Genomic DNA, 22904 nt, shown 5'->3' on the forward strand with positions numbered 1-22904 from the left:
AGCGCTAGTTACCCCCATCGCACTTCCATTTCTCAGGCACTGCCTTTCGCCCCGAAGCCGCCTAAGGGGCAAATTAAAAAAAGTGACAGTTGATCTCTCCGTGTTGTTGTTCTAGCATTCCCTCATGTCCAAGTTGGCCATCCGCGCAAGTGTCGTTGTGATTGTCCTGATCGCACTGGGAAGCGGGCTTTGGGTGTGGCGCGCGCACACGCTAAAGAAAATGCAGGAGAGCACCTTGAGTGATCTCCAATCTGCCTGGGAGCAGGAAAACTTTTCGCGGGTCCGGCTACTCGCCGAGCACCTTGAGGACGAAACACAACGCGATGACTGGCTCCGCCAAATAGACGAAGCACAACTGGCGCAGGCTGTCGAAAACAACGATGCCTTTACCCTGCGCCAACTGCGCGCCAACCAAAGTGGCCTGGCCGAAACGGAAACCGAAGCGCTGGTTCTCGCGCGTGCGGCCATCCATGAGCGGGATACCCGCATCTACGACGCCATAGTCGAGCGCTGGCAGGGCAATGCCGCACAGCACGCGGCCTGGATTTTTCTTGAAACCGATGCGCTCATCGTCGCCGGGAAAATTACCGAAGCACGCGAGCTGCTGGAGCAGCATTCCTTCAGCGGGCGGCAGGAGTCCAACCGCTTGCTGCGCCTCTCGGTCTTATCGACCAACGAGCCACGCGAAACGCTGCGGCTCATCGATGAATCTGTCCGCGCCATGCCCGACAATCCGGATGCGCTGTCGTTTCGTGGTCAGGTTTTTGAAAGCCTCGGCCAGTATCAGGCCGCGCGCGCCGACTACGTGCGCGCCGTTGCGCTGGACAATGATTCGCCCTTGTTCTGGGACCAACTGGCGGAGTTTTACCGACGCCGCGAGCAGTATAACTTTGCGGTGCAAAGTTGGCTCGACGGCTTTGCCAAAACCGGCGTGCCGGAATTCTGGGTCAAAGCCTGGTTCTGGCGTCGCGTCAGCGGGTTGGGCCCGGCGCTACCCGCCGCCCCGCAGACCGGCCCCTTCACCGAGTATACCCAATATCTCGCAGCCCTGCCGGAGTCCACCTGGTGGGATGCGGAAACCTTTAGCGCCCTGCCCTACGCGAGCCGCATCCAGCAGCAACGACAGGAAACCTTCTGGCTTCGCCTGCTGCAAACGCTTCAGGACGACGCCCATACCGAGGCGCTCATGCTTCTGCGCGCGGACCCTTTCGCCAATCGCTCCTGGGCTCCCGATTTGAAACTCGCGCTGATGACGATACTGCTCTGGCAGGCCGACGAACCCCTGCCTGCAACGCCGCTGAACACCGACGAAACCGACCATCAATTTTACCGAAGCCTCGCCACCCTCGCGCAGACCACCGCATCGCCCGAGCTGGAAAAAGTGCTGGCCGGCACCAGTGCGTATGCGGCCGCATTTTTAGCCGAAGGCTGGCTCGCCACGGCCATCGATTTTGATGAGCGACAAGCCGGGCAACCCGCATGGTTTGACTACGGCCAAGCGCAGGCACGCCGCCAAATTGAATCCGTGGACGCCGCCATAGCGCGGCTCGACAAGAGCAGCGATCACGCCGAAACCCAGCTCCTGCTGGCCGATCTGCTTTGGCTGCAACAGCGCCCCGAAGAGGCCACCGCCATTTGGAAGAAATACCAGGCAACACCGGGAGCCGTAGGCCAGCGCGCTTCGACGCTGCTCGCCGTTCAGGCGGCGACCGCTAACCAGTGGGACGACGTTGCCGACGTCGCGGCAGCCAATCCGGAATGGGCCGCCTCGACCTTTGGTGCCGAAATGCGCGCCCGGCTCGCACTGGCCAAGGGCGACTTAAACGCCGCGCGCGAAATCTACGCATCCATCGCCGATGCCTCCATGGACGCCAAGCTCTTCCTCGCGCGGCTCGCGTATCAGGATAAAAACTGGACGCGTGCCCGAGAACTGACCCAAGCGTTGATCAAGGAAAACCCGGACGAGCCCGCCTTTTACCAAAACCTGCAGGCGATTGCCCAAGCGGAGGCACAGCCATGAGAGCCGCCTCTGGCTTCGCCTTGATTTTACTTTGGGCGCTGGTCTGGTCGCGCCCGATGGTCCAGCGATTGCCGGTGGACAACAGCTGGCCTTTGCTGCTCGGATTCGTGCTGGCGTATTGGCTCGGCCGGCCTTGGCGTCTGCGCGCAACGCCAGCCAAGCCAACGGCCCCACTTCTCGCACTCGGGGTAATTCTGTTCGCCTTTGGCCTGCTCGGCGAGCTGCTCGTGCTGGCAGCGATCGGGTGGACCCTGCTCCTCGTTGGCTGGGTCGCCCGCTATTGCGAGGGCCCGCGACATCGCGGCGCCTGGGCAATGCTCCCGCTGTTTTCATTCCCCTGGATCGCCACGGATTTCACGGCGCTTGGTTGGCAGTTTCGGCTAAGCGGCGCATGGATCGCCGAAGGGCTATTTACCGCGCTCGGTTTTTCCATTCACCGCGAAGGCACACTGCTGGACATCCAAGGGCTGCCGGTCGCCATTGAGCCCGCCTGCGCCGGGATGAATCTGCTGCCCGCGCTGCTTCTGACGGGCGCGGCGGTCGGCTATTTGTTCCTCGCGGGGCAAAGTCGGTTCTGGCTGTTCATCGGGTTGCTCGTCCCGCTGGCGTGGCTCGCAAATACGCTGCGTATCTGCGTGATCACCGCCGTGGCGCTTACCTGGGGCAGCCAGTTCGCGAGCGGATTTTTCCACACCTGGGGCGCACTGCTGGTGCTCGGGATCATGTTCGGTGCCTGCATCGGACTCGCTAAAGTTTTACGCCCCGCGCTCAAGTCAGCGCACTTCGCATGACGCAGGAAAAGACAGCCGATAAACATCATCGGGCTCAGGCTCTGGCAGCGTTGGGCCTGGGTATATATGCCGCGTCGAACCTGCCCTCGATCTGGCAGGCCGACGTCTATGCGCGCGGCGCGGGTTTTATTTTTTTGGTATGGCTGGTGCCGCTGATCTGGGTTGCCGTGCGTGACCATCGCGCGGGCAAACTTCGCCCTGATCCACTGGTGTTTGCGTTATCATTTCTAGCCTGCATCGTGGGCATACTCGGCTCGTTGAACATCGCGCGCCATGTCGCGCTGGGCCTCGCCCTGGGCGGACAGACATCGAGCAACGTCTGGAAGTGGCTTTGGCTGGCGGGCATGCTTTCCTGGCTCCCGGCAACGGGTTGGCTGACGCGCGAACTGCCGGGCAGCGGTCTGCCGATTCGCTGCACCATCCTCGCGCTAAGCGTGGGTGCCTCCTTCGCCTGGTGGAGAGGAGCGCGCACATGAAGACCTGGCAAAACGCGCTCCTGTGGGCGGTCTGCATTGTCGCGCTCTTCGTTGCCTTAATCGTTGAGCTGGCACCCCAGCGAGACGCCATTAGCCAACTGCTGGATATCCCCGATCGCGGTGAGGAATTCCGCTCGCGCGAAACGCCGCTCACCGCGCAAGAACGCGAACTGCTGGGCGAGGCGTCCGCCGTTAAAAAATACATCGCTCCCAACGGCGCGGAGCCGTTTCTGTTTTCGGCCATCGATGGCACGCGCAACCGCCACGCGGTGCATGATCCGCGCTACTGCTTCGTCGGTGCTGGCTGGCGCATCGTCAACGAGCAAAGCATCCCCGTCGACCAAGGTGAGCTACAGCTACTCACCCTCGAGCGCGACGGCGAGCAACGGCAAGCGATGTTTTGGTTTAGCACGCCGGGCAACTGGTTCGTCTCGCCGATGACCTACTGGATGCGCGCGACCTGGCGGCGCCTCACCTTTGGCGCAGGCGGCGAGGAGCCCATCCTCATGGTGGTGCAGTCCCTCGGCGACCAGCCATTGAACAATCCTCAGACACTGAGTATCCTGGAGGCACTTGACCCATGGAAATAGTCAAGCTGCTCATCAAGGTAGCAGTCATCCTGGCCGGAACCTTCGGGGTGCCACTGGTCGTGGCGTTTCTGGCCAACCAGAACAAGCTCTGGCGACGGGTTATCCTCTGCGGCATGGTGCTGCTGCTCGTGCGACCGCCGGGTAACTTCACGCTCATGCTGTACTCGGTGGACTGGTATCGCGGGCACACCAAAGGCTTTGAGTTTAACCTGCTGTGGATGTGCGGCGTGGGGCTGATTATTGCCGCCGCCATGCGCGGGCGTAAACCGCTGCTCCGGCTCCCCGGCTTGTGGGCCTATGCGCTGTATATCTTTGCCGGATGCCTGTCGCTGGTGACTGCCTTTAACCCGCTCTTCGGGGTGATGTCCGTGTGGAAATTCGGCATGATCATCATTATCGCCATGGGCGTCTGCCTGGCGATTGAAGACGAGGAAGACATTCACTGGATCCTGCGCGCGTTCGCGGCGGCACTGGTGATCAACGTGCTCGTGTGCATCAAGATGCGTTACCTCGAAGGGCGTTACCAGATCCCCGCCTGGTTCGAACACCAGAACCCGATGGCTATGTGGTGCTACTTCGTTGGGCTGCCGCTGCTGGCGGTTTCACTGGCCAAAGATATCCGCTTCCGTGACTCGCTGTGGTATTTCGTGGGCTTTGGCGCGGCGGGGCTGAGCATTATATTTTCCGTCTCGCGCGCATCACTGGCGGCGATTGGTGCGGGGGCAATTTTCCTGCTCGGCGCGAGCTTCCTGCGCGGCATTACGCCAAAGCGCATGGGCGTGCTTGTGCTGATGGGCAGCGCGGGTAGCATCGTGCTGCTGCTGGCAATGGACACCCTGGTCAACCGCTTTGAATCCTCGGAAGACACCGGGCCGGAAAACGACCTGCGCTGGATTCTCAACCAGCAGTCCAGGGCCATGCTGGACGACTCCCCCGTCGGCATTGGCTGGAACAGCTTCGGCATCGCCAACAGCCGCCCCGACGGTGCCAAATACAGCAAGCTGCTTGAAGCCTGGAACGCCAACCGCGGCCACACCATCGTCGCCGAGCACTACTACGCCAACCCGCTCACCGAGAGCCACTATTGGCTGATCCTCGCCGAAACGGGCTACCTGGCCTTTGCCGGATTCATCCTTTTCGAGCTTTGCACGATCTACTGGTGCGTGCGCGGCGTCTGGCATTATCGCAAATCCATGCTGGGCTTTTTGTGCCTGGGCATCGGCGTGATCTTTGCGATCACCTACCTGCATAGCCAGCTTGAGCGTGTCTTAACGCAGACCAAAAACATGTCCACCTGGATGGTATTCGTCGGCGTGATGATGCGCATCGAACTCTGGCGACGCCAAGGCTACCTGCCCGCAACGTGGGATGGCAAACGCCGACAACTCCAGGCCACTGCCACCGCGAGCAATCAACCGCACGCACCCGTGCGCCGACGCCCGCGCTTTCTCGACACCACCGCACGCGACGAAAACTTCGCGCGTGACGTAAACCCCAAACAGTGATAACTTTAGGCTAATTCAAACATGGTCAGCGAACACAAACCCCGGGTGCTCGTCATCGCGGAAGCCGCCAACCCGCGCTTAACCAGCGTCGCGCTCATCGGCTATTCCCTGACCAACGCCCTCCGCGAAGTAGCCGACGTCCAACTGGCCACCGAGCTGCGCAACCGTGACTCGATTCTGGAAGCTGGCTTCCCGGCCGACCAACTCATCCCCGTCGATAACCGCAAGATGCAGGGCTTGGCCTTTAAGGTGGCGAAATTCCTGCGCGGCGGTGAATCGCTCGGGTGGACCATTTACTCGGCATTTTATAACGTGGCCTACCCCGTCTTTGAGCGCAAACTCTGGCACATGCTGGAGTCGCGGCTCAAAAGCGGCGAGTTCGACCTGGTGCACCGCGTCACCCCGCTCAGCCCGACCAACGCCAGTCCGATCGCCAAGCGCTTAAAGCAAATCGGTGTACCGTTCATCATCGGCCCGCTTAATGGCGGCGTCCCTTGGCCCGCAGGCTTCGATGCCATTCGCCGGCAGGAAAAAGAATGGCTCAGCTACGTGCGCGGCGCGTATAAATTTACCCCCGGCCTTCAGCAAACGCGTGACCGTGCCTCGGCGCTCATCCTAGCCTCCGGCCACACTTACGGCGAAGTCGTCACCACCGACGCCCGCCGCGAGAAAGCCATCTACATTCCGGAAAACGCGATCGACCCCGCACGCTTTCCCATGCCCCAACCCAAGGCACCGAGCAAGATGCTCAAGCTCGCCTTCGTCGGCCGACTCGTGCCCTACAAAGGCGCGGTGACTTTGCTCGAAGCCGCGCTGCCGTTGCTCAAAAGCAGGCGCGCGCAGTTGGACATCATTGGTGACGGCGCGGAGATGGGACGGCTCAAGGAGCTCGTGGCCCAGCATCAGTTGGAGTCCTGTGTGTCTTTGCCTGGCTGGATCGCCCACGAGAAACTGCACGAGCGCCTTTGCGCGTCGGACGTCTTTGCGTTCCCCAGTGTGCGCGAGTTTGGCGGCGGCGTGGTGCTCGAAGCAATGGCGCTAGGTCTGGCACCCGTCATCGCCGACTACGCCGGGCCAACCGAACTCTTGCCCGACGATTGCGGCTGGCGCGTTAAATTTGAATCCGCTGATCAACTGCGGGCAGGCTTCACGGAGGTGCTCACGCAGCTCGCCGACCAGCCTGAGGAAGTCCGCGCCGCAGGCGACCGCGCCTGTCAATTTGTGCGCGCAAACTTCACCTGGCCAGCCAAGGCGCGGCAGATTCGCGCCGTGTATGACTGGACGCTCCAAAGCGCGCACAAGCCGCAATTCGCCTTTGCCTTCAACCCGGAGCACCGCGCATGAAGCACATTGTTTTTTACGACGACAACCCGGACTTTGGCGGCCATCAGTTTATGGCGATGCGTGGCGTGGCCGCGGCCAACCGTTGCCCCGACTTTCGAACGACCTTTGTGCTCAACCCGAACAACGACCGCCTCAAGGCGCACACCGATGCGATCATCCAGGAAGGCGGCAAACTGGAGGTCCGCTACTCGCCGGTTGTCACCAAGAAATTTCAAGCGCTGCGCAACCACGTCAGCGGCAAGGCGCTGGATGACCTCGCGCGCGCGTTTAACGAATTGCAGGCGGACCTGATCGTCTGCCTGCAAGGCGAGATCGAAGACAGCTCACTCGCACTGCTGGCGGGGAAGAAAGCCGGATGCCGCGTGATGAGCTATATCCCCGTCGCCCACACGATGGAGCAGATGGGCGCGAAGCTGGGTGCCCTGCGCGACCGCACCACCGGCTACCTTTTCCGCACGCCGGATTGCTGGATGACGATCAGCCAATGCATTGCCGACATGCTTCGCCGACGGGGTGCCGATGCGCCGATCCACATTGTCGAAAACGGCATCGACACCACACGCTTCGTCCCGCGCGACGCCGCCACACTACGCCAGGAGCAGGGCCTGCCGGATGGGTTGCTCTTCGGCATTTGTGGCCGCGTAGAGTTTAACCAGAAGCAGCAGCACTTTCTCGTCAACGCCATGAGCCGCTGGCCCGATGAACTCGCACGGGCCAAGCTACTCGTCGTCGGCGACGGGCCGGACTGCGCGCGCCTCAAGCAGATTATCGCCGAGCTGGGGCTGACCGAGCGCATCATTTTGCGCGCTTGGGAAAAGCAGCCCGAGACGCTCTACCCGGCGCTGGACTGCCTGATCATCCCGTCGCGTTTCGAAGGGTTTCCCCTCGTCATGCTGGAGGCCGCAGCCTGCGGCGTGCCCGTGATCGGCTCGGACAACGACGGCATGCACGACTTTTTGCCCGAGCCCTGGCGCTTCCCGCAAGGCGACGAGGCAGGCCTGATCAACGCCCTGAAAGCGGCGATCAACAACCCGGCGGCATTGGTCAACCAGCAACGGCAAGTCGTGTTGGAAAACCATACACTGCAACAATTTGAAGATCGCTTTGTGGAAACCCTTGTCCGAGAATTACCTTGAATGCGCCCTGCGCGAAAACTACACCTGCAATAAGAAACTATGAGTGAAATCCCCAGGGATCACACATCTGCCGCCGGGTCGAGCGTCGACAAGGCCAGCGCGGCGAACCCGGGGTTTCAGTTCCCCCTGGGCTTTGATCCCCTGCGCTGGGTTTACGCATTCCTGGTCCGCATTTACTGGCCCGTGGCCCTCGCACTGGTGCTGGCGGTGTCGGGGTTTCTCGTGGGCTCGCTGTTTAATACCCGGCAGTTCACCGTCTCGCTACAGCTCATTAAAAAGCCCGTCCCCTCGGTGATCAAAGCCGGCCAGGAGGGAGACGCCTTTCGCCCGCGCCAGCTCAACGACCGCAGCCTGCGCTCGACGCTCCTGGCCAACGAAGCCATTTTCAAAACCGCCACCGCACTTGGCATGGACCCGGACAAGCTCAAGGGCTCGGTGGATATCGAGCAGCTCGAAGGCACGGACTTTTTCTACATCACCGTGCACAGCGATGTGAGCGGCGAGGACGCCATTGAAACCGTCGAGCTCTGGGCCGACGAGATTATCCACTACACCATTGGCCTGCAGCGCCGCGAATCCCTGGCCATGCGCGAACTGCTGGAGGAGGAAAGCAACGATCTCGCGCGCGATCTGGAAGGTGTCAACCAGCGCTTGTTGTCGTTCTCCTCGGACAACGACTTTCTCGATGGCGACAAGCAACTGGAAGCTTCGCTGCGCTCGATGGCCGGGATGGAGTTATCTTTGGAAGACTCGCGCATCCTGCTGTCTTCCATGACCCAGCAACTCAAGGCGCTCACCGAGGAATTACAGGCGCTAAGCCCGATCTCGGATCAGCTGAAATCCGCGCGCGAGGAATTGGCCCAGCTGCGGGGCCGCTACACCGACGCCAATCCCCTCGTCAAAGAGAAGCTTTACGAAATCCAATACCTCGAGGAAAAACTCAAGGAAGAGGCCGAGAGCCCAGGCGACGACCTGCGTCGCTTCACCGGCACGCCCCTCGGTAACCAGCTGTATCTGGAGATCGTGCAGGCGCGCAATGAGAAGCTACAGCTCGAACAACGCGTCAAGGAATACGAGCGCATACTCAACGATCAGCGGAGCAAACTCCAGCACTTGCCTCGCCAAATCCTGCGCTACAGCGAACTGCTTCAACAGCGCGATCAGTTGCGATCAGCCTTCGAGCTGCTCAACAGTCGCCTGCAGGAGGCGCGCATCTTTGCCGAAAACGCACCAGGCTACTGGGAGGTATTCCAGTCGCCGTCCGCAGGGGATGTCAACGTGGTCGTAAAGCGTCAAAAGGCGCTGCTGCTTGGCTTGGCCGGGTTTGCCGGAGGCGCGTTCCTGGGGCTGGCGATCAGTCTGTTTTTAGAAATCCGCAACCCGACGCCGCACTTCCCGCTGGCCTACGCGATCGCCGCCAAGGCCCTGCCTGCGCTCGACCTGCCGGCCAATGATCCCGCCGCCTGGCGCACGCGCCTTAATGCCTTTTGGCTAACGGACCTCATCCGCCTGCAGCGCGACGGCTACCTGGCCATCGTCACCACCCACGCCGGGCAGCAGAACGAAACCACCTTTTGGCAAACGCTGTTTCAGCTTGCCGAGACCGACGACACCCCACTGAAGGTGCTCGACCTGAGCGCCAAGCCGGGTGATCTCGGAGCCGCGCCCGGACAGCACGTCCACTGGCGCGATCTGGATGACTGGCGCGCCTGGGCCAAGGAAAACCTGCTGAGAGGGCCCGTCATCCTGCGACTGCAGGGCGACCCCTACCCAGCCATTATCCCGATCCTGGAGCAAGTGGGGCACTGGCTGTGCATGGTGGACGACCAATGCCAGCTAGGCCAACTCAAGCACGACCTGCGCCTTTACGCCAACACCCTACACCAGCCCGATGGCCTGATTTTAATCCGCCAACCCGCCGCTAACCCGATTGCCAGTGGCTGCGAGCAGGCCGGGCTCATCCTCGGCTCGCTGCTGCGTAAAAAACCCGCCACGAACGCCGCCTGATGCGCCTGCTGCTCCTCATAACTATGCTACTGCCCCTAGCGCTACTGGCGCAGGAGGCGGAGCCCGCGGAGGATTCCTGGCGCGTCCGCTACGAGCTGGGGCCCGGCGATGTCATTAACTTCGCATTTTATGGTCGCCCCGAGCTGGACAGACCCGGCATCCGCATCGCGCCGGATGGCACCGTGAGCTACCTGCAAGCGACCAACGTAGACGTCAACGGCCTGACCATTGACGAGGCACGTCTGGCCTTCGAAAAGCGCCTCACCGCGAACTTCCGCAACCCGCGCGTGATCATTACGCCGGAAGAAGTCGGCAGCAAGCGCTACTCGATCATGGGCAAGGTGATGAAGCGCGGCGTTTTTACGCTGGACCGCCCACTGACACTCGTCGAGGCCGTGGCCCGCGCCGGAGGCGTTGAGGTGGGGCTCTTTGAGCAAAACACGATCGAGCTGGCCGACATGCAGCGCTCCTTCGTCGTGCGCGGTGACCAGCGCCTGGATGTAGATTTCCAAAAGCTTTTTCTCGAAGGCGACATGAGCCAAAACATCGGCATCGAGCCGAATGACTACATCTACATCGCCTCCAACATCACCAACGAATACTATGTGTTCGGCGCCGTCGGCCAGCCCGGCGTACAGAGCTTTACGCCAAACGCGACCGTCGTCACCGCGCTGACCCGGCGCCTGGGTTACCAACCCAAAGCCTGGGTCCACCGCGTGGTCGTCGTGCGTGGCAGCCTGACGGACCCCCAGGTGTTTGAGATCAACGTGGGTGACATCCTGACCGGCAAAACCAAAGATTTCCGCCTGGAGCCCAAGGACATCGTTTACGTGGCCGAACGCCCGACGGCCGAGCTGGAGGAGCTGACCGATCTGGCCATCCGCGCATTCATCACCAGCGCGGCGGTCACCTACGTCAACATCCACACCCCCAACCTGATCAACCCGGACTAATGATTGCCCGCTGCCTGACAGTCTTAGGCTGCGGCCTCCTGCTGCTGTTGGCCGGTTGCCTGCAAGCGCCGAAGCCAACCTTCGACCCCTATGCGCCCGACACCACCCTGACGTCGCCCGACTTTGAAACGCTGGAGCCGGAAACGACGATCACCCCAGCAATGCTGAAGCCGTCGACCGCACCTTATCAACTCGGCCCGGGGGACATTCTGGAAATCGAAGTCGCGGAAATCCCCGGCACCCTCGCCCGGACCTTTATCATGCCCGACGGCATGGTTTACTACAACCTCGCCGGCGGCGTGAAGGCTGAGGGGCTGACCGTCAATCAGCTTAGCGAGAGCCTGGCGAAGGCCCTGGCCCGCGATTACACCGAGCCGGTGGTCAACATCACCCTGGTCGAGGTGCGCAGCCGCCGCTACTGGATGCTCGGCCGCGTTTACAACCCGGGGCTGTATCCGCTGCGCCAGCCGACGACGCTCATCGAGTCCATCGCGATGGCGGGCGGGCTGTTTAGCGCGCGCTTCTCGGGCTCCACCGAAGAGCTGGCAGACCTCGGGCACAGCATCGTCATCCGCGATGGAGAGGTGCTCCCGGTCGACTTTACCAAGCTCATTCGCGAGGGCGACATGAGCCAGAACATCTACCTCCAGCACAACGACTACATCTACCTGCCCTCTGCGCAGGGTAGCTCGGTGCTGCTGCTGGGCCGCGTCACCCAGCCCAAGGCGGTTTCTTACAAGGACGACCTGACACTTACCGAGGCCATCGCCTATGGCCTCGGTCCGTCCGACAAGGCCTACCTGTCGCAGGTGGTTATTGTCCGTGGCTCCCTCCGCGAGCCACAGGTGGCGGTGGTCGACTTTTATAAGATCATGACCGGCCAGATGCCCGATGTGCCACTGGAACCGTGGGACATCGTTTGGATTCCACAAGATCCCTGGGAGACAGCCTACGACTATCTGAAGCAAGTCGTGCGCAGCGCGGCGCAGGCCATTGCGATCAACGAAGGCTCTCGCCTGGCGGGCGGTGACACTGGTGCCACGGTATCCGTGCCGGTGCAGACCTCGCCTACCCCAGCCGCCACGCCGGCTGCCGCCACTGGCGCGGAGTAACCGACCGGTAGGCAAATCGCTCCGAGTATCCATGGAGCAAACTAGTGACCTTAGTCCCCGCCCTGTAGACTCCGCGCTTTTAGCCGATACATGTGGCAGGTTTCTGCGGTGCATGATCAAACGCTATGATGTAAATTTCGTGCTAGGTTAAAATCAGCTGAGCAAAGCTATTAAAGCAGTTCGGCACCCAATACCCAACTAACCGAAGATGTGGCATGATGTGTAATCATGAAAACGCCCGCCCTTACCCTCATCTTCGCAATTCTAACCATTGGCATCTGCTCCGCCCAAGCACGTGTTTCGGGGGTAAGTATGCTGACCAATGTGCCGATGGCTCAAGCCATCAACGACGCACAACAAGCCGCTGACCAAAATGCCGGATGGATGGTTATGCTCGGCGACGGCCGCTCAATGGCTCCTTACTACGGCAAAGGCTCGGTCCTCCTTGTAGACAAAGCAGATTTTAGCCGCCTCAAGCCCGGCATGATGGCCGTCTTTCAGGATGCAGACGGCGACCTCGTCGGCCACTGGCTGATCCGCAAGGAAGCCGCTGGCTGGGTCACCCAAGGTGTCAACAATGCCGCCCTCGACACCGACTTGATGACACAGGGCAATTACGTGGGCGTCATCTTCGGAGTTCTGAAAACTGCCGGCGAAGACGCAACCGGTATCGCCTACGCCCGCCAGCACAACCTGCCCCGCGTAATCGGCAAGTCCTACTAACCCGCGAAGGTGCCTCCAATTGGCCAGCGTCAGCACTGCGCAACACATCGCTACGCGTTCAGCCGCGAAATGAATTTCTAAACAACCGGTTCGGGCAACGCTGACATGCAGTTTCCAGTTGCCCAAGGCAGTCCCCCGCAAGCGTTACTGAACCAGGACTACATACGCAGCTTCGTCCGGGCAGCTTAAGGGCAAAAAGCGGGTCGTCGAAAAGTGCGCCGTGCTCAGGGGTTTGGGTCGACCAAGCCGTTGGCAATTGCAAAACGGGTCAACCCGGCGGAGTCGTGAATATCCAGTTTGGAGATAATGCGGTTACGGTGCGTTTCCGCCGTTTTAACGCTGATCCCTAATTTCTCCGCAATTTGCTTATTGCTATAGCTTTCCGCGACGAGTTGCAGCACCTCCCGCTCGCGGGTTGAAAGATCATCCGGGTGGTTCGCCTGCTCAGGGTGGAGCATCATTTCGCGAAGAATGTCCGACACATGCGGGCTGAAATAGGTTTGGCCTTGCGCCACCGTTTCAATCGCGGTTTCCAGCGTTTGCAGGCTCTCGGATTTCTGGACCAGACCACCGGCACCAAGCTCCAACATCTGCCGCACAAGGATGCGGTTCGGAAAAGCCGAAAACCCGAGCACTCTGACTTCGGGCATTTCTTGGCGAATCTTTTTCATGATGCCGACGCCATTCAAACCGGGCAGCATGATGTCCAAAATAGCCATATCCGGCTTCAGCTTGGCGATAAGCGCATAACCGTCCAAGCCATCACCAGTTTGGCCAACCAGTTCCAGCATGGGGGACGCCTCTACGAGCCTGATAATGAACTCACGCAGGATCACCTGATCCTCAACAACAACGACACGTTTCATTTTGATACAATATACAGAGTAACCTCATTATGATGCAATCAAAGAAGTATTCGGGAGCAGAAAATCCCCCTACAATGAATCCCCTAGGCAAAAAACTACAATAAACCATGTATTCGATAGGCGGGCCATATGTAACTTCTTGTTAAACAGTAGCCTTACACGATTGGATGGCACATAAAAACGCGAATACCTAGCATATTACTCTGGCTGATAAAATCCTTTAATGATTCAAATTGCACTAATTTTAAAGTGCTAAGAGATCAGTAATAGATATTGTATACCTAGGGCGATTTTGATATGAATAATGCATGAAATCCCGTGGGGGACAATGGAGATTCGGACCGGATGATGTCCTGATATTGATTGCATGGTCAGCAATCATCATTCCGTTGTTGGTTTTGTTTGGTTGGATCATTGAGAATCAAGCGATTGTTAGCATATACCCCGGCCTCGCCTCCATGAAGTTTAACACGGCGTTATGCTTTCTACTGGCCGGAATATCCGTCACCCTAATTCGACGTGCAAAACAGGCTGCCAAGGTTAGCCTGGGCGCAAGGATTTGCAGCACACTGGTCCTCTTAATCGGCGCATTGACGATAACCAAGTATGCCAGCGGTTTCCAACTGGGCATTGATCAAGTCATTAACGATCCCTGGACCGCGAAGGGCGACTTTCCTGGCCGGATGTCGGTAGCGACTGCGGTCGGTGCGACGCTCCTTGGCACCACTTTGCTGTTGGTTAACACAAGCACCAGAAAATCACCGGTTTTGTCGCAAATATTGGCGCTCCTTGTGTTCACCGGGGCACTAATCGCGTTTCTGGGCTACGTACTCGACCCCCAATCGCTCTACCAACTGCCCTGGTTTTCATCGGTCGCGCTGCACACCTCAGTGCTGTTTATCGGCTTGAGCCTGTGCGCACTGCTGCTGAGCCGAAACCTTGGCCTGATGCGACCACTCACCTCGAAAATGCTGGGTGGGCGTTTCGCGCGGATCATGCTCCCCACCACAACGCTTTACCCTATCCTTATCGGCATACTATTGGCGAGGGGCGTAGAGAGCAACTTGCTCAATTTCCATATGGCGGTGGTGTTGTTTATTGTAGGTGCCACCATGACCATCAGTTTGATCATCTGGGTCAATGCACGTGAGCAAAACCGGATCCATGCGGACATGCTGGAACAATTAGAACGCGTGCGTCGCTCCGAGCAGGAGAATTCCCGATTAGCCGCCATCATCACCCACTCGAAAGACGGCGTGGTATGCGTGGATGAATTTGACCAAATCAGAGTCTGGAACCTCGGCGCACAGGAGATATTTGGGCACACCGCCGAAGAGGCCCTCGGCAAGCCGCTCAGTGAAGTCATCCCCCACACCGTGTTCAATCAAGGATGGTTGCAAGAGGCTCGGGAGAACAAACATGTGAATGGGAGGGCCATTACTTTAGCCAAGTGCAACGGCCAGCTAATCGATGTCTCCGTAAGCATTTCTCCCGTACGTGATGCCGACGGCGTGCTAACCGCTGTATCCATTATCGCGCGCGACGTGACTGAGATGCGCCTACTCGAACATGAACGCGACATCGCCTTGCGCGATTTGGTCAATTTTAAAGCCGCCCTCGATGAGCACGCCATCGTCGCCATGACCGACGCCCGCGGACGCATCAACTATGTGAACGATAAATTCTGCCATATCTCCGGGTATTCTGCTGAAGAGCTAATCGGCCAGGACCACCGTCTCATCAACTCCGGCTACCACCCCAAAGAATTCTTTCAAGTCCTGTGGAAAACCATCAGCCAAGGCAATATCTGGCGCGGCACGATTTGCAACCGCACCAAACACGGTGAGCTCTACTATGTGGAAACGACGATCGTGCCCTTTCTCGATGAGGATGGCAAACCACAGCAGTTCATCGCCATCCGTACCGACGTCACCTCCATGGAACGCGCCAATGAGGCCCTGGCCGAACAGACTGCGGAACTCCGGCGCTCCAATAACGATCTGGAACAGTTTGCCTACATTGCTTCCCATGACTTGCAGGAGCCGCTGCGGGGCATTGACGGCTGCGTGAGGCTCCTTGCCAGCCGCTACCGAGAGCAGTTGGACGACAGTGGCCGCGAATTCATCGACCACGCCGTTGGCAATGTCGAGCGCATGCAACGGCTGATAAAAGACCTCCTGGCCTACTCCCGCGTGGGTATGCGTGGCTGCAACATCGTTGCGCTCAAGCTTCAGGACGCGCTCGATGATGCGCTGATGAACTTAAATACGCTGATCGCCGAACAAAATGCGGTCATTACGAGCGATCCCTTACCCGTAATTTATGGTGACCGCGGTCAGATCACCCAAGTCTTGCAAAACCTCATTTCCAACGCCCTAAAATTTAGCCGCGACACCCCAAAGATTCATATCGGTGCCCAAGGCAGCGGAGATCTGTGGGAGATAGCCATCAGTGACAATGGCATCGGCATCGACCGCGAATATCATCAAAAAATCTTTGTTATTTTCCAGCGTCTCCACAACCGCGAAGCCTACCCTGGCACCGGCATTGGGCTGGCCCTATGCAAGCGCATCGTCGAGCACCATGGTGGCCGCATCCGAGTGATGTCCCAGGAAGGGGCTGGCAGTACATTCTATTTCTCGCTGCGCCCCGTGGAGGGGCAACCTCGACCACAAGGCAAAACAGTAGCCGTTTAACGACCATCGATAATACCATCCCCCAACCGCCAAACCTTTAAAATCGCTATGAGAACGGCAACCATATTACTCGTCGAAGACAACCCAACGGACATACTCCTGGCCGAAGAAGCTTTTAAGATGGTCGATATCCCCCACACACTCCACGTTGTGAAAGACGGAGTCGAGGCAATCAAGTTCCTGGCGAAGCTAAATGGCTATGCCCATGCACCACGCCCGGATTTTATTTTCCTGGACTTAAACCTGCCCCGGAAAAGCGGCCACGAAGTCTTGCGTGACATCAAGGCAAAAGAAGAGTTAAAATCGATACCCGTCATCATACTGAGCACTTCCGACGCACCTGATGACGTAGAACACGCCTACCGAAATCACGCCAACTGCTACATGGTCAAACCCACGAATTACGATCACTGTATCCAGGCGCTGAACAACCTGCTGAAGTTCTGGTCTAACCTCATCAAACTGCCCAGCGCATGAGCAATCCCCTCAGCCTGCTATTAGTGGAAGACAATTCCACCGACCGTCTGCTTGTTCGCGAGTATCTCGCCGATCAGATGGATGTAGATTACCTGCTCGACACGGCATGTAGCATGGCGGAATGCCTGCAGCAACTTGGCCAGAACCACTACGACGCCCTGTTGGTCGATCTAAACCTACCGGACTCCAACGGCAACCAAACACTGCTCAAGATACTCGACCATGCGCCGGAAATTCCAGTGATTGTCATGACCGGCATTGGGGACCGTGCTGACGGCCTCCACGCCATGCAGCTCGGCGCACAGGACTTCCTCGTCAAAGGAGACTTCCACAGTGAGCTCCTCGTCCGCACCATTCGCTACTCAATCGAGCGACACAACTTTTCCCTGCAGCTTCGCCAAATGGCAGCTCAGCTCAAGGAACGAACCCAACAGCTCAGCAAAAGCGAAGCACACATCCGCGAGCTGATTAACATCAGCGAAGACGCCTTGCTCGTCGTCGACCAGGATGAAAAGGTTCAATTTGCAAATCCGGCAGCCTGCGAGCTGCTCCTTCAGCAATACGATCACCTGATTGGAAGCCGCTTTGACTACGATTGGCGAAATGCGCCCAACCATGAGCTCCTCTTACCTACAAAATCAGGCGAGACATGCTTCGTGGAAGTCCGCCATGCCATCACACATTGGAATGAGCAGAGTGCCTATTTGCTGACGATGCGCGATGTCACCAGTCGCAAACGGGCGCAAGAAGACCTGATGCTCTTCCGTCGTCTGATTGACCAGGCGGAGGACTCCATCGTCGTCATCGACGTCGAAACCGGCGGCATCGACGACTGCAATGAGTCCTTTCTCCAGTGGCTGGGCTACACACGAAACGAAATGCTGAAACTGCACGTGTGGGACATCAATCACGATATAACCCCGAACAACTGGGTCGAGTACTATACCGCGGTGCTCAATAGCCCGATGCGCTATCAAGCGGATTTCACCACCATCGATGGGCATACGATCCAGGTCGAAGCAAGTGTGAAGAGTGTTTACCTCGGCAAGCATTACCTGATCGCACTGATTCAAGACATCAGCGAACGCATGAAGGTCGAGGCCCAACTGCGGCAGGATGCGGAAATACTCTCACGCATCGATGATGCCATCATCATCCTCGATTCAGATTTTAAAGTCACCTACTGGAATGACGGTGCCACCCGCTTGCTCGGCTGGACACCCCGCGAACGCTTGGGTTTGCCCATTATGGACATCGCCCCTCAAGCAGATGATCGCGAGATCGCTAAATTGCTGAATAAAACCTTGGTCGGAGAGGTTCAGCATATCGAGCGCAACATCCTTAATAAAGACCGGCTACAGTTGTGGGTCGAGTGGGATTCACACCCAATTCTCAAGGATGACAAAAACCCGTTAGGCGTCATGATTATCCTGCGCAACATTGAGGAACGCCGCAGCCTGGAAGCACAACTACGGCATTCACAAAAGATGGAAGCTATTGGTACGCTGGCAGGAGGCATTGCCCACGACTTTAATAACATCATGGCGGCCATCCGGGGATATACCGAACTGGCTTACCGACGCTGCGAGGACGAATCGCTCAAGCGCGATCTGGGCACCGTGCTTAAATCCTCAGAACGCGCCACCTCCTTGATCGACAACATCCTGACTTTTTCCCGCAAGCAGCCAGAGTCACGCTCACCCCTATACCTGCAAGATGCATTGGCGGAATGCCTTCAGTTGCTACGCGCGACCTTACCTGCCACGATTTCCATTAAATCGAATATCGATGAATCCGCGCCGTCAATCCTCGGCAATCACGAGCAAATCCAGCAGATAGTGCTCAACCTCGGAAACAACGCGATGCAGGCAATGCCCAACCGGTCAGGCAAGCTTTGCATCTCCTTGGAAACCGTTATCATCGATACCGATAGCTCGCAGAAAAACATTCAGCTACAGCCAGGTGTCTATGCCTGCATATCCATCAGCGACACCGGCATAGGCATGAGTCCGGAAATCAAGGAACGCATTTTCGAACCGTTCTTTACCACTAAAGTTCCGGGCGAAGGTACCGGTCTCGGGCTCTCCATGGTTCACGGCATCATGGAAAGCTACAACGGTTCCATCCAGGTAGACAGTGCACCCGACCAGGGAACAACATTCCGTTTATACTTTCCGGCTCACGGTGACGCGGTTGCGGAGATTGATTCCCAAAACGGAGAGGCCGCGTGGGGAAGTGGCGAGAGAATTTTGTTCGTCGACGACGAAGAGTTGCTTGCCGAACTTGGGCAAGAGGCGCTGCAGGCACTTGGCTACCGGGTAAGCATTTGCCTCAACCCGAAGTCGGCGCTTCAAAAACTGGAAGCCGGCGAAGTATTTGATCTGATCATCACCGACCAAACGATGCCCGAGATGACCGGCTTGGAAATGTCCAAACGAATTTTAAGAAAACGACCGGACCAGAAGATCATTATTTCCACTGGCTACTCGCCAACGCTCACTCTGGAAATCGCCAAAGCAGAAGGCCTCAAGAATCTGATCCATAAGCCGGTTAGCATCACCCAGCTCAGCGAAGCAGTCGCCAGCGCGCTTGGCGATTGCACTGAATCAAGGGCTACCTCGGGCATCAATTAACCGGTCGATTCCAGCAGGGCAATCTCAGCGGCCTTCGATGATTATCCATAAGTCTGGGCGCAACGACATGCTCACCCATAAGCCACCTCAAGGAGGCGTTAGTAATACGTTGTGAGCCAAGATTAGACCTACCCGATCCTGCCTCAATCAACTAGCTTAACGGCACCCCAAGCATGCACACCTGCCAGAATCCCGCTCTCTTTTTCACGAGGCCAAGCAAAGTTCGTAGATCGATTCATCGCACCTTCGACCTTCCGCAAGGCAATAGCCATCGATAAGCGTTCTCCATTTGATAAACTCTCGAAATTGAAAGCGGTTGATGGAATGAATACCATTAACATAACCCCATCCCCACTAGAGGAAATCGTCGTCTTCGAGCGAGCATCATCATATATAGTTTTCTCAATGGCGTTACTACGCTTCCACTCTCCGGAAGACACTTTCCATTGCCCTGAATCAAGATACGGCACAAAGAAAAAATGATGCGTCTTTGAGTTCCAACCACTCTCCGAGCTTTCGTCAGGCCCCAGGAAAACTTCCAGATTCGTCCCTTCCCAGAAACTGTGAGGATTACCAGGGTTCAGTTCCGAGCCAGGGATGCGAAAAGCAAGAAACAAACCCTCAGCATTCCATGCGATGCGAGCGTCCAGATCAGCAGCTGCTTCTTGATCACAAACGAAGTATTCACCGTCAAGGAGACCACCCTTGGGCCAAACCTCAGGGAACAGTCCAGCGCCTGAAACTTCTACCTTCGGAGCAAGAATCGCTGAGGGTATTAGTTGAATATCCTGTGAATAGCCATTCTTCGATTGTGCACGAATAATGACAGGTTCATATAAATCACCATTCACCGAGACCTCGATTTTCCTTTTTTCACCAGGTTTCAGAACAAACGAATCAGGCTGCAACACGACTTTACCGTTAGATGGATGAAGCTCCCACTGCTCTTTGTTCTTTGAAACGGAAGTAATCTCAACATTAGATGAAGCATTCGGCACGTATGGCTCACTGCTTACCTTTAGCAACGACTTCACTTTTAGGGTGATGGCAAAAGTTTTATCATAATCACTAGATCCAACCTTGAGTAACAGAGGATGCTTACCCGGCGGTACACTTTCATCAACATGCAGAGTCAAGTTATCCGCTTTCACACCCTCCGGCAAATCTTGCCATTCAAATTGCGCGCCATCGGGTGCCTCTAATTGAACCGTTATTGAATTACCAGGGATTACCGGCAGCACAGACGTGCTGATCAGCTTGGTCTCGAGCATTTCCTTCCACGACTGAGGCAAACTTTCTACGTGGTAATAGTGCACCTCCGGGCCCAACGATTCAGGCGAAACTTCATTGCCAAACATATCATACGTCGTGGTTGCCATTTGCTTCAACTGTTGCGGAACAGGAATCTTCTGCTCGACCGTCCAAGCGGCGACAATATATCCGCCCTCGCATTTCTCTAAAACAACAGCCCACGCATCGGTGTCTTGCAAATCCACACGCCCCAGCATGCGAGAGGTCGCGGTTTCCCGAGAAATCATAGCGAGAGCCGCGCCCGCCGGACGGACATTTCCCTTCAGGTCAATCAGCCCACAGGAACCAAACTTCTGCTTAAAGTTGGGCACATCACGGTCAAAGTACCAAAACACTTTGTCGGACCCCGCCCAACGCGCAGTCAAATAAAGACGTGGCAACAGAATCGTCTGGTTATAAATACCTACCGCCGGGCCATAGAAGACATCGTAGCCTCCTTCAGTCAGCCATGCCTCTTTACCATGTTCTTTAGCGAGCGCATTAACCAATCGTAATTGATCCAGATAGCTAAAGTCCTCATAGCCGGGATCGACCCCGTTGTTCATGTTTGAGCTGGATACCTCCGGCGGCACGGTACCAGTATAGTAGTGGTAGTTAACGACCGTAAAGTAATCAGCATATTTCGACTCCAGCAGTTCGCGGGTAAAATCAAGATGAATGCCAGCGCGGCCATTCATTAACAGATGCGCTTTAGACTTACTTTGCGCCACCCCTTCATAAGCGGCTTCAATGTATTTGCCCCAGCGCTCCGGCGAATCTGCGTCTACTTTTCTTAGCTGGATATCGAATTCGTTTTCAACTTCCCAGTAGGGCAATTCCGGAAAGGCGTCCGCCAACGCTTTGAACCCAGCTTCTACTTCTTTGAGCGGTATGAAATCAGTCTCGTCTTCTAATCGAAAGGCGTGCTCAAGACTGGGCAGTACAATAACATTAGCACTTCTGGCCTGCTGCACGGTTTTGTTAAAATCCAACCCATTTCTCGCAATCGGAGGCTTTGCCCCCTTTCCCAGCCAACCGAAAGAATAATCGCGCACCCAATGGACGCCTAAGCGCTGGAATAAATCCCAATTCGCATTCGCATGGGCATTGAGCCCAATGGATGATGCCATACGTTGTTGCTCTGTTAGCTCAATCGGCTCCACAAGGCGTATCAACGTCAATTCCTGGCTGGCGACTTCCTTGCCCGTCGCCTTGTCGAGTAACTTCGCCTCGATCGTTTGTGGACCGTAATGTGATGTCTCAACATTCCATTTCGTTACGGTGTTACCGCCTTCATAATTAACGGTAATCTCCTTCGACTCAAGAAGCTCTCCATGCCACCCTCGCAACGAAGCCTTGATGAGATAGTCTCGCTTCTCAGCTTCCCAGCTTGAAAGTTTGATGTAGGCAGTGACTTGCCCGTCGTCAGGAACGAGATTCGAATTGGTGTCCGCAAATACGCTCAAATCGGGATGTACCGATGCCGCTCCAGCTTGCGCTCCAAAAACTAGCATGAAGGCAAATATGTGGGTTAAGAGATAAAGCTTTCTGACCATGGGATTACTTCTTTTTGACTCCTACAACTTCGCTTCCAATTCAAAGCCTACTACCAAGAATCGTTGGTGTCGGTAGCCGCTGAATTCTTGGCTGCCGTCATTTTCGCCTCCGGATCGATTGTCACATCAAACCGGCTCAAATATAAAGTGGTTTCACCCGGCTGTGGGTTATTCCAATCATGAAAAGTGATTCCAGTAATAGTAACCGGCTGCATAATGTTAGGCGGCATTTTCTTCGTAATATTCTTCCATCCTTGAAAGTTAACCTTACCTAAGCCAATTTTTTGCCTTTGCCCGGACGCATCATCGACAATGATTTCACAGAAATGCTCCGTGCCGCTGCCGTTAACCCAAAGGCTAAGCTCCTTAAGCACAAAAGGAATTTTGATGTCGCTTGCAGGCGTTAATGCAAAGAGCCGCATACCTTCGCCACCAGGCCAATCAATTTTAATACCAAGCGACTCTTCCAAAGATGGGTCTTCTTTCTTCAATGCCGGCGGGACCTCCGGTCGCACCGCGATTCGGCCCTCGGCAGTGCTCCATTTTGAAGGTTTCCACTCTCCAGGGATACTGAAATCGGTGATTGTGCGGGTATTGTTAGCGTCCGCTCCCAGCGCGTTTAGACTTACTGCCAACAGGCAAAACAAACTTAAACAAAGGTGTTTCATAATCATCTCCAATCGGATGCGTTTAAAGGGTTAATCGGCCAAGTCGCCGTGTAGATATAAA

At 56.8% G+C, this 22904-nt stretch carries 17 protein-coding genes; 14 read left to right on the forward strand and 3 right to left on the reverse strand.

Features of this window, described 5'->3' with window-relative positions:
• The first annotated feature begins 124 nt into the window (after positions 1-124).
• The 11 genes from O3S85_RS06840 to O3S85_RS06890 all read left to right on the forward strand — a co-directional run bounded on the left by O3S85_RS06840 (position 125) and on the right by O3S85_RS06890 (position 12657).
• The gene (locus O3S85_RS06840) at positions 125-2020 is read left to right on the forward strand and encodes a tetratricopeptide repeat protein (protein WP_269539116.1); all 1896 of its coding nucleotides are present in this window, start codon (positions 125-127) and stop codon (positions 2018-2020) included.
• Complete coding sequence (locus O3S85_RS06845; RefSeq protein WP_269539117.1) at positions 2017-2811, forward strand: exosortase/archaeosortase family protein; 795 nt, start codon at positions 2017-2019, stop codon at positions 2809-2811. Before O3S85_RS06840 ends, O3S85_RS06845 begins: the two co-directional genes overlap by 4 nt.
• Positions 2808-3287 (forward strand): hypothetical protein, encoded by a 480-nt coding sequence (locus O3S85_RS06850; RefSeq protein ID WP_269539118.1) that lies wholly within the window; start codon positions 2808-2810, stop codon positions 3285-3287. The genes O3S85_RS06845 and O3S85_RS06850 overlap by 4 nt, the downstream gene beginning before the upstream one ends.
• Positions 3284-3877, forward strand: a complete 594-nt coding sequence (locus tag O3S85_RS06855) for an exosortase-associated EpsI family protein (RefSeq protein ID WP_269539119.1) — start codon at positions 3284-3286, stop codon at positions 3875-3877. Before O3S85_RS06850 ends, O3S85_RS06855 begins: the two co-directional genes overlap by 4 nt.
• Positions 3868-5382 carry a hypothetical protein gene (locus O3S85_RS06860; protein ID WP_269539121.1) on the forward strand — a complete coding sequence of 505 codons (1515 nt, stop codon included), beginning with the start codon at positions 3868-3870 and terminating at the stop codon, positions 5380-5382. The genes O3S85_RS06855 and O3S85_RS06860 overlap by 10 nt, the downstream gene beginning before the upstream one ends.
• 21 nt (positions 5383-5403) lie before the next feature.
• The gene (locus tag O3S85_RS06865) at positions 5404-6726 is read left to right on the forward strand and encodes a glycosyltransferase family 4 protein (protein WP_269539122.1); all 1323 of its coding nucleotides are present in this window, start codon (positions 5404-5406) and stop codon (positions 6724-6726) included.
• A complete protein-coding gene (locus tag O3S85_RS06870; RefSeq protein ID WP_269539124.1) occupies positions 6723-7862 on the forward strand; it encodes a glycosyltransferase in 1140 nt (379 codons plus the stop codon). The genes O3S85_RS06865 and O3S85_RS06870 overlap by 4 nt, the downstream gene beginning before the upstream one ends.
• A gap of 39 nt (positions 7863-7901) precedes the next feature.
• Positions 7902-9869, forward strand: a complete 1968-nt coding sequence (locus O3S85_RS06875) for a GumC family protein (protein ID WP_269539125.1) — start codon at positions 7902-7904, stop codon at positions 9867-9869.
• A gap of 23 nt (positions 9870-9892) precedes the next feature.
• Positions 9893-10822 (forward strand): polysaccharide biosynthesis/export family protein, encoded by a 930-nt coding sequence (locus O3S85_RS06880; protein WP_269539126.1) that lies wholly within the window; start codon positions 9893-9895, stop codon positions 10820-10822.
• Complete coding sequence (locus O3S85_RS06885; protein WP_269539128.1) at positions 10822-11934, forward strand: polysaccharide biosynthesis/export family protein; 1113 nt, start codon at positions 10822-10824, stop codon at positions 11932-11934. Before O3S85_RS06880 ends, O3S85_RS06885 begins: the two co-directional genes overlap by 1 nt.
• A gap of 228 nt (positions 11935-12162) precedes the next feature.
• Positions 12163-12657, forward strand: coding sequence for a S24/S26 family peptidase (locus O3S85_RS06890; protein ID WP_269539130.1), 495 nt, complete (start codon positions 12163-12165; stop codon positions 12655-12657).
• 224 nt (positions 12658-12881) lie between these two features.
• Here O3S85_RS06890 and O3S85_RS06895 read toward each other — a convergent pair whose 3' ends face one another.
• Entirely contained in the window at positions 12882-13523 is a 642-nt protein-coding gene (locus O3S85_RS06895; RefSeq protein WP_269539132.1) for a response regulator, read from the reverse strand.
• 458 nt (positions 13524-13981) lie between these two features.
• Here O3S85_RS06895 and O3S85_RS06900 point away from each other — a divergent pair, with 458 nt between their 5' ends.
• Genes O3S85_RS06900 through O3S85_RS06910 form a run of 3 tightly spaced genes read left to right on the forward strand, consistent with a single transcriptional unit; the run spans position 13982 to position 19329 of the window.
• Complete coding sequence (locus tag O3S85_RS06900) at positions 13982-16219, forward strand: sensor histidine kinase (protein ID WP_269539134.1); 2238 nt, start codon at positions 13982-13984, stop codon at positions 16217-16219.
• Positions 16220-16267: 48 nt separating this feature from the next.
• A complete protein-coding gene (locus tag O3S85_RS06905) occupies positions 16268-16696 on the forward strand; it encodes a response regulator (RefSeq protein ID WP_269539135.1) in 429 nt (142 codons plus the stop codon).
• The gene (locus tag O3S85_RS06910; protein WP_269539136.1) at positions 16693-19329 is read left to right on the forward strand and encodes a hybrid sensor histidine kinase/response regulator; all 2637 of its coding nucleotides are present in this window, start codon (positions 16693-16695) and stop codon (positions 19327-19329) included. The genes O3S85_RS06905 and O3S85_RS06910 overlap by 4 nt, the downstream gene beginning before the upstream one ends.
• A gap of 143 nt (positions 19330-19472) precedes the next feature.
• On the opposite strand, the gene O3S85_RS06915 is transcribed toward O3S85_RS06910, so the two are convergent.
• Together O3S85_RS06915 and O3S85_RS06920 are read right to left on the reverse strand one after the other, a co-directional pair.
• A complete protein-coding gene (locus tag O3S85_RS06915) occupies positions 19473-22175 on the reverse strand; it encodes a DOMON domain-containing protein (RefSeq protein ID WP_269539137.1) in 2703 nt (900 codons plus the stop codon).
• A gap of 50 nt (positions 22176-22225) precedes the next feature.
• The gene (locus tag O3S85_RS06920; RefSeq protein ID WP_269539138.1) at positions 22226-22849 is read right to left on the reverse strand and encodes a flagellar filament outer layer protein FlaA; all 624 of its coding nucleotides are present in this window, start codon (positions 22847-22849) and stop codon (positions 22226-22228) included.
• Between the last annotated feature and the right edge of the window lie 55 nt (positions 22850-22904).

This window comes from Cerasicoccus sp. TK19100 (assembly GCF_027257155.1).
GTDB classification, from domain to species: Bacteria; Verrucomicrobiota; Verrucomicrobiia; order Opitutales; family Cerasicoccaceae; genus Cerasicoccus; species Cerasicoccus fimbriatus.

Excerpts from the sequence above, each read along its gene's own strand:
- O3S85_RS06855 (WP_269539119.1), top strand. The coding sequence starts at position 3,284 with ATGAAGACCTGGCAAAACGCGCTCCTGTGGGCGGTCTGCATTGTCGCG.
- O3S85_RS06880 (WP_269539126.1), top strand. The coding sequence starts at position 9,893 with ATGCTACTGCCCCTAGCGCTACTGGCGCAGGAGGCGGAGCCCGCGGAG.
- O3S85_RS06895 (WP_269539132.1), bottom strand. The coding sequence starts at position 13,523 with ATGAAACGTGTCGTTGTTGTTGAGGATCAGGTGATCCTGCGTGAGTTC.
- O3S85_RS06905 (WP_269539135.1), top strand. The coding sequence starts at position 16,268 with ATGAGAACGGCAACCATATTACTCGTCGAAGACAACCCAACGGACATA.
- O3S85_RS06910 (WP_269539136.1), top strand. The coding sequence starts at position 16,693 with ATGAGCAATCCCCTCAGCCTGCTATTAGTGGAAGACAATTCCACCGAC.
- O3S85_RS06920 (WP_269539138.1), bottom strand. The coding sequence starts at position 22,849 with ATGATTATGAAACACCTTTGTTTAAGTTTGTTTTGCCTGTTGGCAGTA.
- O3S85_RS06870 (WP_269539124.1), top strand. The coding sequence starts at position 6,723 with ATGAAGCACATTGTTTTTTACGACGACAACCCGGACTTTGGCGGCCAT.
- O3S85_RS06845 (WP_269539117.1), top strand. The coding sequence starts at position 2,017 with ATGAGAGCCGCCTCTGGCTTCGCCTTGATTTTACTTTGGGCGCTGGTC.
- O3S85_RS06860 (WP_269539121.1), top strand. The coding sequence starts at position 3,868 with ATGGAAATAGTCAAGCTGCTCATCAAGGTAGCAGTCATCCTGGCCGGA.
- O3S85_RS06890 (WP_269539130.1), top strand. The coding sequence starts at position 12,163 with ATGAAAACGCCCGCCCTTACCCTCATCTTCGCAATTCTAACCATTGGC.
- O3S85_RS06900 (WP_269539134.1), top strand. The coding sequence starts at position 13,982 with ATGAAGTTTAACACGGCGTTATGCTTTCTACTGGCCGGAATATCCGTC.
- O3S85_RS06875 (WP_269539125.1), top strand. The coding sequence starts at position 7,902 with ATGAGTGAAATCCCCAGGGATCACACATCTGCCGCCGGGTCGAGCGTC.
- O3S85_RS06865 (WP_269539122.1), top strand. The coding sequence starts at position 5,404 with ATGGTCAGCGAACACAAACCCCGGGTGCTCGTCATCGCGGAAGCCGCC.
- O3S85_RS06885 (WP_269539128.1), top strand. The coding sequence starts at position 10,822 with ATGATTGCCCGCTGCCTGACAGTCTTAGGCTGCGGCCTCCTGCTGCTG.
- O3S85_RS06850 (WP_269539118.1), top strand. The coding sequence starts at position 2,808 with ATGACGCAGGAAAAGACAGCCGATAAACATCATCGGGCTCAGGCTCTG.
- O3S85_RS06915 (WP_269539137.1), bottom strand. The coding sequence starts at position 22,175 with ATGGTCAGAAAGCTTTATCTCTTAACCCACATATTTGCCTTCATGCTA.
- O3S85_RS06840 (WP_269539116.1), top strand. The coding sequence starts at position 125 with ATGTCCAAGTTGGCCATCCGCGCAAGTGTCGTTGTGATTGTCCTGATC.